Annotated in this window: 12 protein-coding genes; all 12 read left to right on the top strand. The window is 48.3% G+C overall.

Translation table 11 applies throughout. The annotated features are described in order from the left end of the window. Positions 1-83: 83 nt before the first annotated feature. The 12 genes from MKY42_RS23060 (at position 84) to spoIIGA (ending at position 14,906) form a co-directional block, all read left to right on the top strand. Positions 84-1,571 (top strand): UDP-N-acetylmuramoyl-L-alanyl-D-glutamate--2,6-diaminopimelate ligase, encoded by a 1,488-nt coding sequence (locus MKY42_RS23060; RefSeq protein ID WP_090901505.1) that lies wholly within the window; start codon positions 84-86, stop codon positions 1,569-1,571. Next, complete coding sequence (murF, locus tag MKY42_RS23055; protein WP_339853046.1) at positions 1,571-2,983, top strand: UDP-N-acetylmuramoyl-tripeptide--D-alanyl-D-alanine ligase; 1,413 nt, start codon at positions 1,571-1,573, stop codon at positions 2,981-2,983. The genes MKY42_RS23060 and murF overlap by 1 nt, the downstream gene beginning before the upstream one ends. A gap of 12 nt (positions 2,984-2,995) precedes the next feature. Then, positions 2,996-3,964 carry a phospho-N-acetylmuramoyl-pentapeptide-transferase gene (gene mraY / locus MKY42_RS23050; protein WP_063566988.1) on the top strand — a complete coding sequence of 323 codons (969 nt, stop codon included), beginning with the start codon at positions 2,996-2,998 and terminating at the stop codon, positions 3,962-3,964. 3 nt (positions 3,965-3,967) lie between these two features. Beyond that, positions 3,968-5,389, top strand: a complete 1,422-nt coding sequence (gene murD, locus MKY42_RS23045; RefSeq protein WP_090901502.1) for a UDP-N-acetylmuramoyl-L-alanine--D-glutamate ligase — start codon at positions 3,968-3,970, stop codon at positions 5,387-5,389. 48 nt (positions 5,390-5,437) lie between these two features. After that, positions 5,438-6,535 carry a stage V sporulation protein E gene (gene spoVE, locus MKY42_RS23040; RefSeq protein ID WP_090901499.1) on the top strand — a complete coding sequence of 366 codons (1,098 nt, stop codon included), beginning with the start codon at positions 5,438-5,440 and terminating at the stop codon, positions 6,533-6,535. A 7-nt stretch (positions 6,536-6,542) separates the two neighbouring features. Next, on the top strand, positions 6,543-7,652 hold the full coding sequence (gene murG, locus MKY42_RS23035; RefSeq protein ID WP_090901497.1) for an undecaprenyldiphospho-muramoylpentapeptide beta-N-acetylglucosaminyltransferase: 1,110 nt from the start codon (positions 6,543-6,545) through the stop codon (positions 7,650-7,652). Positions 7,653-7,800: 148 nt separating this feature from the next. Next, positions 7,801-8,706: a UDP-N-acetylmuramate dehydrogenase gene (gene murB, locus MKY42_RS23030; RefSeq protein WP_090901494.1), complete on the top strand. Its 906-nt coding sequence runs from the start codon at positions 7,801-7,803 to the stop codon at positions 8,704-8,706. A gap of 17 nt (positions 8,707-8,723) precedes the next feature. Next, positions 8,724-10,007, top strand: coding sequence for a UDP-N-acetylglucosamine 1-carboxyvinyltransferase (gene murA / locus MKY42_RS23025; protein WP_090901491.1), 1,284 nt, complete (start codon positions 8,724-8,726; stop codon positions 10,005-10,007). A 58-nt stretch (positions 10,008-10,065) separates the two neighbouring features. Then, positions 10,066-10,833: an FtsQ-type POTRA domain-containing protein gene (locus MKY42_RS23020; RefSeq protein ID WP_090901489.1), complete on the top strand. Its 768-nt coding sequence runs from the start codon at positions 10,066-10,068 to the stop codon at positions 10,831-10,833. Between the two features lie 293 nt (positions 10,834-11,126). Further along, on the top strand, positions 11,127-12,410 hold the full coding sequence (gene ftsA / locus MKY42_RS23015) for a cell division protein FtsA (RefSeq protein WP_090901486.1): 1,284 nt from the start codon (positions 11,127-11,129) through the stop codon (positions 12,408-12,410). A 149-nt stretch (positions 12,411-12,559) separates the two neighbouring features. Continuing rightward, on the top strand, positions 12,560-13,672 hold the full coding sequence (gene ftsZ, locus MKY42_RS23010) for a cell division protein FtsZ (protein ID WP_063566980.1): 1,113 nt from the start codon (positions 12,560-12,562) through the stop codon (positions 13,670-13,672). A 253-nt stretch (positions 13,673-13,925) separates the two neighbouring features. After that, a complete protein-coding gene (gene spoIIGA, locus MKY42_RS23005) occupies positions 13,926-14,906 on the top strand; it encodes a sigma-E processing peptidase SpoIIGA (protein ID WP_179265826.1) in 981 nt (326 codons plus the stop codon).

Genomic DNA, 14,906 nt, shown 5'->3' with positions numbered 1-14,906 from the left:
ATTAATTGGCTGTGTTGACGATATTAGTGATTACAGAGAACTGTTGAAATTGAAGTAAACTTGGAAAAAGTGAGGTTATTCATGTGCTTTTAAAACAACTTTCATCAATGCTGACAACCGCCCGTATCATTGGCGAACCAAATACAGAATGTCAAAACCTACAGACAGATTCTCGCCAGGTACAACCGGGAGATCTGTTTATCTGTCTTCCAGGGCATACGGTTGACGGACATGACTATGCTGAGAAGGCCGTAAATGCTGGAGCTGTCGCTCTGGTTGTGGAACGAGAGCTGGATCTGCCTGTTCCGCAGCTGCTCGTAAAAGACAGCCGTTTCGCTATGGCTGTACTGGCGGATTCCTTTTTTGACTCACCAAGCCGCAAGATGAATATGATTGGTGTAACGGGAACCAACGGAAAAACAACGACTACCTATTTAATTGAAAAAATCATGAGTGACTTTGGTCAAAAAACAGGATTAATCGGAACTATTCAAATGCGCTACGATGGGCGCACGTACCCGATGTCAGGCACTACACCGGAAGCACTTGATCTACAGCGCAGTCTGAACGACATGGTCCAAGCGGGCACGGACTGTTGTGTTATGGAAGTTTCCTCCCACGCTTTGGAGCAAGGTCGGGTGAAGGGAACGGAATTCCGTACGGCTGTATTTACCAATTTGACGCAGGATCATCTGGATTATCATCATTCCATGGAGGAATATCGCGGAGCCAAAGGACTGTTCTTTGCACGGTTGGGTAACGGATATACCACGGATGCTTCTAAGCGCAAATTTGCAGTGATCAACGCAGATGATCCCGCTGCTGCTTATTTTATATCTGTAACGGCAGCTGAAGTCATTACATATGGCATGGAGGAAAATGCGGATGTACGCGCATCCCAAATTTCAATTACCTCGCAAGGTACTTCTTTCCATGTAGATACTTTCAGAGGCAGCACGGATATTCGTTTACGCATGGTAGGCAAATTCAATGTGTACAACGCAATGGCTGCCATAGCTGCTGCTCTGGTAGAAGACATTCCGCTGGAGGAGATCAAACGTAGCTTGGAGACGGTACCCGGCGTAGATGGACGTGTTGAGGCTGTTGACGAAGGACAGTCGTTTGCTGTCATTGTTGACTACGCTCATACTCCAGATGGCTTGGAGAATGTATTGCGGACCGTGAAAGAATTTGCTGAAGGACGTGTGATCTGCGTATTTGGATGTGGTGGTGACCGAGATCGCACGAAGCGGCCTCTAATGGGCAAAATTGCAGCGAAGTATAGCGATATCGTATTTGTTACTTCCGACAATCCGCGGACAGAAGATCCCGATCTGATTCTCAAGGATATTGAACAAGGCCTGATTGAAGATGCCATTCAACCTGATCGTTATACGATGATCGTGGATCGGCGCCAGGCGATTCATGAAGCTATTGAAATGGCAAGCCCTGCCGATGTAGTATTGATTGCGGGCAAGGGGCATGAGACCTATCAAATTATCGGCACAACCAAGACGGACTTTGACGATCGGATCATAGCGAAAGAAGCGATAAGGGGCAAATCCAATTGATAAAAAGAACATTGGCACAAGTGGCCGAGATGTGTGGAGGAACACTAACTGACGTTGCTGCTTATGGTGATGTTGGTGTTGAAGGTGTATTTACAGATTCGCGTAAGCCCGTTCTAGGCAGTCTCTTTATCCCGCTTGTTGGCGAAAGGTTTGACGGACATGAATTTGTGCAAACCTGTGTAGAGAAGGGCGCTGCTGGGGCATTATGGCAAAATGATCATGGAACTGCACCTCAAGGTGCTGTGATTATTGTGGAGGATACCCTGGTTGCATTACAGGAGCTTGCGTCCTCCTATTTAAGAGAAAATAAGGCCTCCGTTGTAGGCATTACTGGCAGCAATGGTAAAACAACAACAAAGGACATTGTGGATGCCATACTGTCTACTACGTTCAAAGTGCATAAGACCCAAGGCAACTTCAATAATCATATTGGTTTGCCGCTTACCGTACTTAGTATGGAACCGGACACAGAGATCGTAATTCTGGAGATGGGCATGAGCGGCCGACGGGAGATTGAAGAATTATCTCTAATCGCCCAGCCGGATGTCGCAATCATCACGAATATTGGTGAATCCCATCTACTTCAACTGGGCTCCCGATTGGAGATCGCTAGGGCAAAAGTTGAAATTGCTGCTGGCATGAAACCAGGCGGATTGTTGATATACAACGGCGACGAACCGTTGATTGAGCAGGTTCTGGCAGAGCCAGAGACTAAGCTGCCTGAAAGACTTCAGCGGTATACATTTGGCTTGCAGACGGATAACGATGATTATCCTACTGGAATGATGAATGCAAAGAGCGGGGTCGCGTTTACCACCAAGCAGTCTGGAGAGGGCGCTCTTACACTGCCATTATTGGGTACACATAATGTGGTCAACTGTCTTGCTGCATTAGCGGTTGCCCGTCATTTTGGAGTGGCTGCTGAACAGATTGCAGCAGGACTGTCACGTCTGAAATTAACCGGCATGCGCATCGAGATTATTAACGGTGTCAGTGGTTTGACCATGCTCAATGATGCTTACAACGCTAGTCCAACCTCCATGAGAGCCGCTGTGGATGTACTGGAGGGCCTCAAAGGGTACCGGATCAAAGTAGCCGTGCTCGGTGATATGCTAGAACTGGGTCCTCAGGAGCATGAGCTCCATCGGGAAATCGGTGAATATATCACACCCGACAAAATGAATATGGTGCTGGCTTATGGCCCTTTATCTGCGAGTATCGCAGAAGGAGCAAGACAAAACATGCCAGCAGAAGCCGTACACACTTTTGAGAGCAAGGAAGAATTGACCCGATATCTACTGGAGCATCTCCATTCCAGAGATGTTGTCTTGTTTAAGGCCTCCCGGGGCATGAAGCTGGAGGATGTGGTCGAAGAGCTTAAAATAGCTCCATTACAGAATAGAGTAGACTAGAGGGGTGAACCCATGGATTTTCAGGTATTACTGTTAACAATCGGTGTTTCATTTATTTTGGCGGTGATTGCTGCACCGCTCTTGATTCCGTTGCTGCGTCGAATGAAGTTCGGACAGCAGGTTCGGGAAGATGGGCCACAGAGCCATCTGAAAAAAAGCGGAACACCTACAATGGGCGGAGTAGTTATTTTACTCGCGTTCACATTGGCCTTTTTGAAATTTTCAGCGGTCAAAAATACGGACTTCTACGTCCTGCTGGTGGCTACACTCGGCTTCGGCCTGATCGGTTTTCTGGATGACTACATCAAGATTGTATTCAAACGTTCACTGGGGCTGACAGCTAGACAAAAGATGATTGGTCAGTTGTTCTTCAGTGCCGTGATGTGTTACTTGCTGATCCAGAATGGACACAGCACAGCCATATCGATTCCAGGTACATCAGTCTCCTTCGACTGGACGGGATGGTTCTACTATCCGTTTGTAGTTTTCATGATGCTTGCCATCACGAATGCAGTTAACTTTACCGACGGTCTGGACGGCTTGCTGTCCGGCGTGAGCGCCATCGCATTTGGAGCATTTGCCATTGTAGCGATGCAGGCAACATCCATGCCAGCAGCGGTATGTGCGGCGGCGATGATTGGTGCGGTACTGGGATTCCTGGTATATAACGCACACCCGGCCAAAGTATTTATGGGAGATACAGGCTCACTCGGCATTGGTGGTGCGATTGGTGCCGTTGCTATTGTGACGAAGACAGAACTTCTTTTTGTCATCATTGGCGGTATTTTCGTCATCGAAATCCTGTCCGTCATTATTCAAGTGGTATCATTCAAAACTCGTGGCAAACGCGTATTCAAAATGAGCCCGATTCATCATCACTTTGAATTGAGTGGCTGGTCGGAATGGCGAGTTGTCATTACTTTTTGGGCGGTAGGTGCCATTTTGGCCGCTCTTGGACTTTATCTCAACAAGGGGTTGTAAAAAATGAATCATCCTGAATCATATCGTGGGCAACAAGTGGTCGTGCTTGGACTGGCCAAGAGCGGCGTGCAGGTCGCCAAAGTGCTGGATCGTGCCGGCGCAATCGTTACAGTTAATGATAAAAAAGAGAGAGAACAGTGTCCCGAAGCATCCGAATTGGAGGCTTTGGGAATTTCTGTTGTATGCGGGGGACATCCGGACGATCTGATTCATCGTGATGTGAAGCTTGTAGTCAAAAATCCGGGCATACCTTATCAGGCGCCTCCTGTGCAGCAGGCACTCGCCTTAGGCATAGAAGTGGTGACTGAGGTGGAAGTGGCATATCATCTATGCGCTGCACCTATGATCGGGATTACTGGCTCTAACGGAAAAACGACCACAACAACGTGGGTAGGCAACATGTTGGAGCTTGCCGGTTTGAAACCTATCGTTGCCGGTAATATTGGAACGCCTTTGTGTGAGGCGGCAGAGCAGGCTTCTGCGGATAACTGGATGGTGGTGGAGCTTAGCAGTTTCCAACTGAAAGGCACATCCGATTTCCGTCCGCGCATTGCCAGTTTGCTAAATGTGGCGGAGACTCATTTGGATTACCATGGGGACATGGATGATTATGTGGCTTCCAAAGCAAAATTATTCTCCAACCAGCAACCGGAGGATGTCGCTATCCTGAACTGGGATGATCCGGTATGCCGCGGACTGGTTCCTTATATTAAAGCAAGACTGCTCCCATTCTCACTGACAGAGAAGCTTGAAGCAGGAGTATACGCTGATCCTCCATACGTGGATGGGCAAGAGGATGATGTGAAGCGCCAGGTGATCTATGCAGACGATCAGGGTAACCGTCACGTCATTATTGATGTGGAAGACATCGGAATCCCAGGACGGTTCAATGTGGGAAATGCATTGGCAGCAGTAGCTATTGCTGTGTCCGCTGGAGCCGACCCCTCTGTGCTTGCTGCGCCTCTGGCTGACTTCAAGGGGGTTGAACACCGGCTTGAGTATGTACTTGAACATAATGGAGCGGGCTATTACAACAATTCCAAAGCGACGAACTCCAAAGCAACTGTAATGGCATTAAACTCCTTCAAGGAACCGGTGGTGCTCATTGCGGGCGGACTGGATCGTGGTTCAGATATGATGGAATTGCTGCCGTTGTTCCAGGAGCGGGTGAAAGCTGTGGTTGCTCTTGGAGAGACACGAGAGAAAATTGCCAAGGTCGCGGAACTGGCGGGATTAAAGCAAATTAAGGTCGTCGATAATGAGGAGGACGCTGCCCGAACGTTAACCGCTGCCGTGCAGGAAGCTTCACAGTTTGCAGCTCCAGGTGATGTGGTTTTGTTATCACCGGCGTGTGCAAGCTGGGACATGTTTGCTTCCTATGAAGAGCGGGGACGCATTTTTAAAGAGGCGGCGCATAACTTGTAAGTAGGGGGGTGGAAAAGCCCCTACTTCCATGCAAGGGGTGGCCTCCTGATGAAACAGACGCGACCGGCGCCGGATCTCTGGCTCCTAATTTGTATTCTGGCATTGCTTGCCATCGGCATTATTATGGTATACAGTGCGGGCTCGGTGCTTGCTTTTCATGACTACGGTGATTCATTTTACTTTGTCAAAAGACAGCTGCTGTTCGCCGGACTTGGACTTGCTGCCATGTTTGTTACGGCAAATGTGGACTACCGGGTCTGGAGAAAGTATGCCAAGCCTATACTGATCGCCTGTTTTATCATGCTGATTGCGGTGCTGATTCCTGGCATCGGAGTGGTTCGTGGAGGGGCACGAAGCTGGTTGGGTATTGGCTCATTCGGCATACAACCTTCAGAATTCATGAAACTGGGCATGATCCTGTTTCTGGCTCACTGGTTAAGCAAGGAACCCGGCAAAATCAAAACGTTCACGACGGGGCTTCTGCCACCGCTCGGCTTGATTGGTTTGGCCTTTGGGATTATTATGCTTCAGCCCGATTTAGGGACAGGCACAGTAATGCTGGGTGCATCAATGCTGATTATTTTCACAGCAGGAGCACGGATGAAGCATCTCTTGCTTCTTGCTCTAGGCGGTGTAGCGGGATTTGCCGCGTTGATTGCGGCAGCTCCTTACAGATTGCAGCGAATAACGGCTTTTTTGGACCCGTGGTCTGATCCGCTTGGTGCCGGATATCAAATTATTCAATCTTTATATGCGATCGGCCCGGGAGGACTTGCAGGCTTGGGGCTGGGTATGAGTCGACAAAAATACAGCTACGTACCCGAGCCGCAAACAGATTTTATTTTTTCCATTTTGGCAGAAGAGCTTGGCTTCATTGGTGGAATGATTGTATTATTGCTGTTCCTGGTCCTGGTGTGGAGAGGGATGCGCGTAGCGATGACGGTACCGGATGCTTTTGGCAGCCTTCTGGGCGTAGGCATTGTGGGTATGGTGGCTGTGCAGGTCATTATCAACATTGGCGTCGTGATTGGGCTTATGCCGGTTACGGGGATTACACTCCCACTCATCAGTTATGGTGGTTCATCTCTGACCTTGATGTTGACAGCGTTAGGCATATTATTGAACTTATCCCGTTATGCGAGGTGAATGTACGATGCGAGTCGTTCTAAGCGGTGGCGGTACCGGTGGACATATTTATCCGGCCGTTGCTATAGCAAGACAATGTGAGGCGGAGAACCCCGACTCGACATTTTTATATATTGGTGGTACCCGTGGACTGGAAAGCAAACTGGTGCCACAAGAGAATATTCCGTTTCAATCGATTGATATTACAGGTTTTCGCCGGAAATTGTCCTTTGACAACGTGAAGACTGTGATGAGATTTCTGCAAGGTGTGCGCAAAGCCAAGAAAATGCTCAAGGAATTCAAACCCGATGTTGTCATCGGTACGGGGGGCTATGTGTGTGGGCCTGTTGTATATGCAGCAGCCAAACTTGGTATTCCAAGCGTTATTCATGAGCAGAATGCCATTCCCGGGTTAACGAACAAGTTCCTTACCCGGTATGTAGATACGGTAGCGGTTAGTTTTGAGGGTTCGGAGAAAGCATTCTCTGGAGCCAAAAAAGTCGTGTATACCGGTAATCCAAGAGCTACAACGGTAGCTCAAGCCAGCCGCGATCGTGGATTTGCGACATTGGGTGTGCCCATGGACAGCCGAGTAGTTCTTGTGGTTGGTGGCAGCCGTGGTGCGAAAGCCATTAATAAAGCCATGGTGGATATGGCACCGATGCTGGCCAAGCTTGAAGATGTGCACGTGGTCTACGTGACTGGTGATTCTTATTTTGATGAAACGCGTGAAGCGATCCGCAGTTCCCTTGGAACGATGCCAAATCATCTGCATGTGCTGCCTTACGTACACAACATGCCTGAGGTTCTTGCATGCACGTCGCTGATCGTAAATCGTGCAGGGGCATCATTCCTTGCCGAGATTACATCTCTCGGTATTCCATCTATCCTGATTCCGTCACCTAACGTGACGAATAATCATCAGGAGGCGAATGCTCGTACACTTGAGGGTGGCGGTGCATCCCTTACGATGCTGGAGAAGGATCTGACAGGCCAGGCGCTATATCAAGCGATTGCTGGAATTATGAATGACGAAGCGGCTCGTAAAAGGATGGCTGAAGCCTCCCGGAAACTGGGGAAACCCGATGCAGCCGAGGTGCTTGTGAGCGAGATTCGGCGTCTTGCTGTAGGGCGTTAAAGTGCGTTTTGGGCGATTGTCACACACACGGCGGGACTGACATAAGATACCCTATAAATCGTGACAATCGTTCCATGGCGCCGCAACACGGCCTGCAGCAACGAAAACTGCAGTGCTCATCGGTTTTGAAGTAAAGGAGGATGTTAATATGCAGCAGTGGATATCGTTACTATCCCAGAACAATGTCGGCAAAGTTCTTGAAAACGAGCCGCTAGCCAAATACACCACATGGAAGATCGGCGGTCCTGCAGATGCGCTGATCATACCGGAAAACAAGGAGCAGATGGTCAATCTCATCCAATTGCTGCACAAGCATCAGATCCCATGGATGCAGCTTGGACGGGGTTCAAACATGCTGGTCGCTGACAAGGGAATACGTGGAGTTGTCGTGAAACCGGGAGAAGGCTTTGATTATGCCGAGTTTCACGAGGGCGGGGTAACCGCCGGAGCAGCACATTCCTTTGTTAAACTCAGCGTTGTTGCTGCAAAGAAAGAGTGGACCGGTTTGGAATTTGGCAGCGGCATCCCCGGAACGGTCGGCGGAGCCGTATATATGAATGCTGGTGCCCATGGATCGGATGTGTCACGGATATTTCAATCCGCTGAGATTGTACTGGAGACAGGGGAATTGGTACGTTACAGCAAGGAGGACATGGAATTTGCCTATCGCCACTCTGTTCTGCATGACCGGAGAGGCATCGTGCTGGAAGCTACATTTGCACTCCAGCAAGGAGAACGCAAAGTCATTTCGGAATCGATGGCGGCTTATAAAGACCGTAGACGCCGTACACAGCCACTGCAGATGGCGTGTGCTGGCAGCGTGTTCCGGAATCCACCTGGTGATCATGCCGCCCGCCTGATTGAAGCAGCGGGGTTAAAGGGTATGACACAGGGAGGTGCACAGGTATCCACCATGCATGCCAATTTCATTGTCAATACAGGCCAAGCAACAGCAGAGGACGTTATCACCCTAATGCAGCAGATTCAGAACACTATATCATCTCAAAACGGTATTAACCTGGTACCGGAAGTCTTCGTAGTGGGTGAACGGTAAACCCCGGAGGTGATACATTGGACAAATTGGTGATTGAAGGCGGGAAACCCCTCTCAGGATCCATACGCATCCATGGAGCAAAAAATGCCGCTTTACCGATCATGGCCGCAAGTTTGTTGGCAGACGGAGAAGTTACGCTGCATAACGTTCCACACTTGCTGGACATTGAAGTGATGCTGTATATCCTGGAACGACTTGGATGCACGTGTCGGCATGAACAGGGAACAGTGACGATTGATACGTCGTCCATCCGGTCATATGATGTGCCTGAGGATCTCATGAAGCAGATGCGTTCTTCCATTTTTTTGATGGGTCCATTGCTGGCTAAGTTTGGGCAAGTATCCGTGTACCAGCCAGGTGGCTGTGCCATTGGGGAACGTAAAATTGATCTTCACCTTCGGGGCCTGGAGGCGCTCGGAGCTTCGATTGAAGAACTGGATCAGCAGATCATATGCCGCGGGCGCAAGCTGGTGGGTACAGACATTCATCTGGACTTCCCAAGTGTAGGAGCCACAGAAAATATTATGATGGCTGCTGTTACGGCTGAAGGTACAACTACAATATTTAATGCAGCCAGAGAACCAGAGATACAGGATCTGCAACATTTTCTGAATGCAATGGGTGCACGAATTATCGGTGCTGGAACGGACACGATTACCATTAATGGTGTGGAGAAACTCAAGCCTTGCTCTTATGAAATTATACCTGATCGGATCGTTGCAGGAACGGTGATGATTGCAGCCGCAGCAACGAGAGGGAATGTAACGCTTACACACTGCAATCCGGCCCATCTTACTTCCCTTATACATGTGTTGAAGCGTACTGGTGTTCAAATCACAGTCTGCAATGATATAATGACGGTGAGTTGTATGAGCCGTCCCAAATCAGTAGACCGCATTGTGACTTCTCCGTATCCTTCATTTCCAACAGACCTACAGTCTCAGATTATGGTGCTGCTCAGTCTGGCAGACGGTTTCAGTGTGATGAAGGAAACAGTATTCGAGGGTCGGTTCAAACATGTGGATGAGCTGAATGTCATGGGAGCCGATATTTCGGTTGACATGAATGCAGCATTTATCCGTGGCGTTCCCCGTTTGTACGGGGCTACAGTGGAAGCAACCGATCTGCGTGCAGGTGCAGCACTAGTCATTGCTGGCCTTGCTGCCCAGGGAAAAACGGTTGTGGAGCAAGTGCATCATATTGATAGAGGGTATGATCGTATCGAGAAGCTCTTTCAGAGCCTTGGAGCTTCGGTTGAGCGACAGTCCCCCGTTTCGAAGCAGCTGGATTTTGCCAATTAACGTCCTTTGAGTCCCCTTCTTAAGGGAAGGGGGCCGAAGGCTTTGTGGAGCGCGACCTATGCCTAAAAGTCAAATTCCGGTTCTGAAGCAGAATCGGCCCAAACGAAACACAAGCCGTAAAATTGTTTTTATTCTCTTATTTCTTTTTATTGTATTACTTGCTGTACTTTTTTTTCGTTCTTCGATGAGTCGGATTTCGGCAATTGAGATTACGGGTAATGTATACACAACAACTTCGGAGCTGCTGGAGAAAAGCGGTCTGAAGGAGGGCGAACAGTTTTTTGGGACAACCTCTGCTGATGTGATTGAGCGACTGAAAACGATCAAGGCTATATCAACCGTAACTGTGGATAAACAATTCCCCGGCACTATTCTTATCAAGGTGCAGGAATATCCAACGGTTGCGTATGAACTTGGTTCTGACGGTACGCTAAAAGCCATACTGGCAAGCGGGACAAGCTTAACGGTTCCTGCTACCATTGGAGTTGCGGTTGAGAAACCGATTCTGACCCAATGGAAGGCGGATGATCCGCTCAAGGCAAAGCTGAGTGAAGTGTTGGCCAAGATTCCGAATGAACTAACGACGGATATATCGGAGATTATTCCGAATCCTACACCTTCATTCCCGGATCAGATTCGGATGTATACCAAGTCACAGTTTGAAGTGATTACAACCGTTTCTCTATTGTCCGATAAAGTAGAGTATCTCAATCAGGTCATTGAGACCGAACGTCCAGGGAAAATCACGATGCTGGAGGCCGATACGTACGTGCCTTTCATTCCGGATAACCCTGAAGAAGATGCTGAGCCAGGAGCAACTCCCTGATTTCCGCCTTTATTCGGTTGAGCATTATTCAAAACCAGGCGGGATCGGGGTTTAGCCCCTTATATCCAGAGAAAGTTGTTCTTTCTGAGACGAAGAAAAAATGATACACTTGAACTTATGGCACCTGAGTTGCCTCCTTCTTTTTTCTTCAAGGTTTTATGTCTCGCAACCAGATCTTGGCACCCAAAAAAATTGTAGAAAAAAGAGGGAAAGCCTTAAGTGTGTTGAATATGTTTTAAGAGTGTTTAAACCCGAACGTATTTTACTATTTGGAGTCAGGAGGTGCCACAGACTTGAGCAACAATGACATCATTGTTAGTTTGGACATCGGTACATCCAAAATTCGCGCTATTATTGGGGAAATGAATAATGGAACCTTTAATATTATTGGAGTTGGATCTGCCGACTCGGAGGGAATTCGCAAAGGTGTAATCGTAGATATCGATCAGACGGTGCAATCGATCCGCAATGCAGTGGATCATGCAGAACGTATGGTGGGTATTCAAATATCCGAAGTATATGTTGGAATCTCGGGAAATCATATCGGACTGATGAGCAGTCACGGCGTCGTGGCAGTATCTAACGAGGATCGTGAAATCGGAGAAGAAGACATGGAGCGGGTGTTGAAAGCAGCCGAAGTAATTGCGGTTCCACCGGAACGGGAAATTATTGATGTTGTAGCCAAGCAGTACGTTGTTGATGGCTTGGAAGGCATACAGGACCCCCGTGGTATGATTGGTGTTCGTCTGGAAGTGGAGGCGACCATCATTACGGGTGCAAAAACCGCGATACATAATCTTTTGCGCTGCGTGGAAAAAGCGGGTCTGAAAGTAAGTGATTTGGTACTCATGTCACTTGGAGCAGGTCAGCTGGCATTGTCCAAGGATGAAAAAACGATGGGTTCCGTGCTTGTTGATATCGGAGCCGGGGCTACAACCATTGCCATCTTCGAAGAAGACAGTCTCGTTGCCACTTCAACGCTGCCTATCGGCGGGGAGTTCGTAACGAATGACATTGCCTATGGTCTGCGCACATTAACAGATCAAGCCGAAAAGGTTAAACTGAAATATGGCTGCGCATGGCTGGATGATGCTGCTGCGGACGTCATGTTCAAAGTAACACGGATCGGCAGCAACGTAGACAAGGAATTCTCTCAAGAGGATCTGGCGGCTATTATCGAACCGAGGGTTCAGGAAATATTCCAGATGATTTCTCAAGAAGTGAAGCGTCTTGGTTACAATGATCTTCCTGGAGGTTATATACTAACGGGAGGTACGGTCTCTATGCCGGGTGTCCTGCAGGTCGCTCAGCATGAGCTTGCTGCTTCGGTACGAGTCGCGGTGCCGGATTATATCGGTGTACGTGACCCTGGCTTTACGAGCGGAGTCGGCATTTTGCACAGTGTAATCCGCAGTTTGCGTATTCGTCCCTCGATCAACAACGGCGGTGGAAACAACAACAATAATAATAACAACAAAAAACCGACCAACCGTCCTAAGCCGAATCCGGCTCAGGAATCGGAGCAGAAACCAGGTCTGTTCGAACGGCTGAAAAATATGTTCAGCGAATTTATATAAAAGGTTGAATCCATTTCATACAATTCTGAAGCCGTTTGAATGCGCTGGTTCTAAAATAAACGCTTTCGTTCGTCGATATATGAAATTGATTCGGTTCAATCACAAATTGGACGGGCCATCCATGCACATTGAGGGGGAGATGGAATAATATGTTGGAATTTGATTTCGAGATGGAGAGCTTGGCTCAAATTAAAGTCATCGGTGTAGGCGGCGGCGGAAGCAATGCAGTCAACCGAATGATTGAAAATGGTGTACAAGGTGTTGAATTTATTACGGTGAATACGGATGCACAGGCACTACACCTGGCGAAATCCGAGCACAAGTTGCAAATCGGTGATAAATTAACCCGTGGTCTTGGTGCAGGGGCCAACCCGGATGTAGGTAAAAAAGCAGCGGAAGAATCCCGTGATTTGATCATGAACACCTTGAAAGGTGCAGACATGGTATTTGTTACAGCAGGTATGGGCGGCGGTACAGGTACAGGTGCAGCTCCGGTTATTGCCGAAATTGCCAAAGAGTGCGGCGCACTTACCGTGGGTGTAGTTACTCGCCCGTTCACATTTGAAGGACGTAAACGTTCCAGCCATGCAGAGCAAGGTATCGAAGCTCTCAAGGAAAAAGTGGACACGCTAATCGTCATTCCAAATGATCGTTTGCTTGAGATTGTAGACAAAAAGACCCCAATGCTTGAAGCATTCCGTCAAGCAGATAATGTACTTCGTCAAGCCGTACAAGGTATCTCTGACTTGATCGCTGTACCGGGTCTGATCAACCTTGACTTTGCAGACGTCAAAACGATCATGCATGAGCGTGGATCTGCGCTAATGGGTATCGGTGAATCGACTGGCGAGAACCGTGCAGCAGAAGCGGCACGCAAAGCCATCATGAGTCCTTTGCTGGAAACTTCCATCGAAGGTGCACGTGGTGTCATCATGAACATTACGGGCGGCATTAACCTGTCCCTGTATGAAGTCAATGAAGCAGCTGAGATCGTTACGTCAGCTTCCGATCCGGAAGTGAACATGATCTTTGGTGCCATCATTGATGAGGATCTGAAGGAGGAAATCAAAGTGACGGTCATTGCGACTGGCTTTGAAGATAAACCTGCTTCCCCACCACCAGGACGTAAACCGGCTCCAGCAAGTGAGCCTGCGGATAACCGTTCGCCGAATCTGCGTCCGTTCGGAAATCAGCCGAGCAATGATCAGCTGGATATTCCGACATTTTTACGCAATCGTTCACGCAATAATAACAACGATTAATACTCCAATAGATTTCAATGAAGACCCGGTACTCCTGATAGGAGTACCGGGTCTTTTTGTTTTTTTATTATCCTATCACATTGTATTGAACAAATTCTGAACAACGGGTCTGAGCAATTCCGACAAAAAAAGTTGGAACGCTCCCCCCATGATTAGACAGACTTTGAAAAGTGAGCTCCTTATACTTGTGAATATGCTCATGAATATCGGGATAACGTTATTTCGATATGCTGCGCGCAGGCAGGTGAAGAATGTGATTGTATATGTGGATCTTATTTTTTTGACGAACCTGTGTATTGACGGTGCACTCATCGGACTGACGGCCTGGATGCGCAAAACGAAGCTGGTCTGGTGGCGATGGTTGCTGTCCGCAATCGTGGGTGCGCTGTATGTCGTCATGATGTTTGTACCGGAGTTTGATTTTATGTTCACCTTTTTGATCAAGTTTGGATTGTCTCTGGTGATGCTGAGTATTGCATTTGGGTTTAAGGGTCTTCAGGCATTTATGAGGACCTTGGGCACCTTCTATGTAATCAATTTTGTCGCCGCAGGGGGAATTCTGGGTGTTCACTACATGCTGCAGAGCTCTGGGGAATTGTTTAACGGCATTTGGTTTACGGCATCGGGTGGAATGTCTTTTGATTTGAAAATTGCCTTCTGGTTCACGTTTGTCGTCTTTTTTGCCGTGCTTTTTCTATTCAAAGCTGTGCAGAGCTCCAAACGAAAAACAGACCGAATGACAACGTACTTGGGTAAAGTGGAGGTTTTTATTGACGAGGTGACTATTTCTTGTACAGGCCTTCTGGATACAGGAAATCAACTCACAGACCCCCTTTCACGAATGCCCGTCATGGTAATGGAGGTATCATTATGGCAAGACATGCTGCCTGCTGCATGGAAGGGCAGGTTGAAGGATGAGGCGCCGGACAACCTTATCATGGAGCTCGATCAGGAGGATTTTCACTGGCAGGATCGTTTAAGGCTGGTACCTTATCGAGGCATTAACAAAGGAACTGCGTTTATGCTGGCGATGAAGCCAGACCGGGTGAAGGTAACGATGGATGAGATGTGTTTTGATACGACAAAAGTATTAATAGGGTTGGACGGGGGCGTACTGTCATCCGATGGAAAATACCAGGCCGTGATTCACCCTGAGCTTGTGCAAGACGCTGCTTCTGCGCAGTCTACGGCTATCTCTGCGGGAGCAACAGAAAAGCCGCTGAATGTGGTATAG

Source organism: Paenibacillus sp. FSL W7-1088, from assembly GCF_037969855.1.
Lineage (GTDB): Bacteria > Bacillota > Bacilli > Paenibacillales > Paenibacillaceae > Paenibacillus.
The sequence above is the reverse complement of the archived record's forward strand: the minus strand, read 5'-3'. Positions and strand labels throughout refer to the sequence as shown.

Coding starts and splice junctions, on each gene's coding strand:
- mraY (WP_063566988.1), top strand. CDS start 2,996: ATGGATTTTCAGGTATTACTGTTAACAATCGGTGTTTCATTTATTTTG.
- murD (WP_090901502.1), top strand. CDS start 3,968: ATGAATCATCCTGAATCATATCGTGGGCAACAAGTGGTCGTGCTTGGA.
- spoVE (WP_090901499.1), top strand. CDS start 5,438: ATGAAACAGACGCGACCGGCGCCGGATCTCTGGCTCCTAATTTGTATT.
- murG (WP_090901497.1), top strand. CDS start 6,543: ATGCGAGTCGTTCTAAGCGGTGGCGGTACCGGTGGACATATTTATCCG.
- murB (WP_090901494.1), top strand. CDS start 7,801: ATGCAGCAGTGGATATCGTTACTATCCCAGAACAATGTCGGCAAAGTT.
- MKY42_RS23020 (WP_090901489.1), top strand. CDS start 10,066: ATGCCTAAAAGTCAAATTCCGGTTCTGAAGCAGAATCGGCCCAAACGA.
- ftsZ (WP_063566980.1), top strand. CDS start 12,560: ATGTTGGAATTTGATTTCGAGATGGAGAGCTTGGCTCAAATTAAAGTC.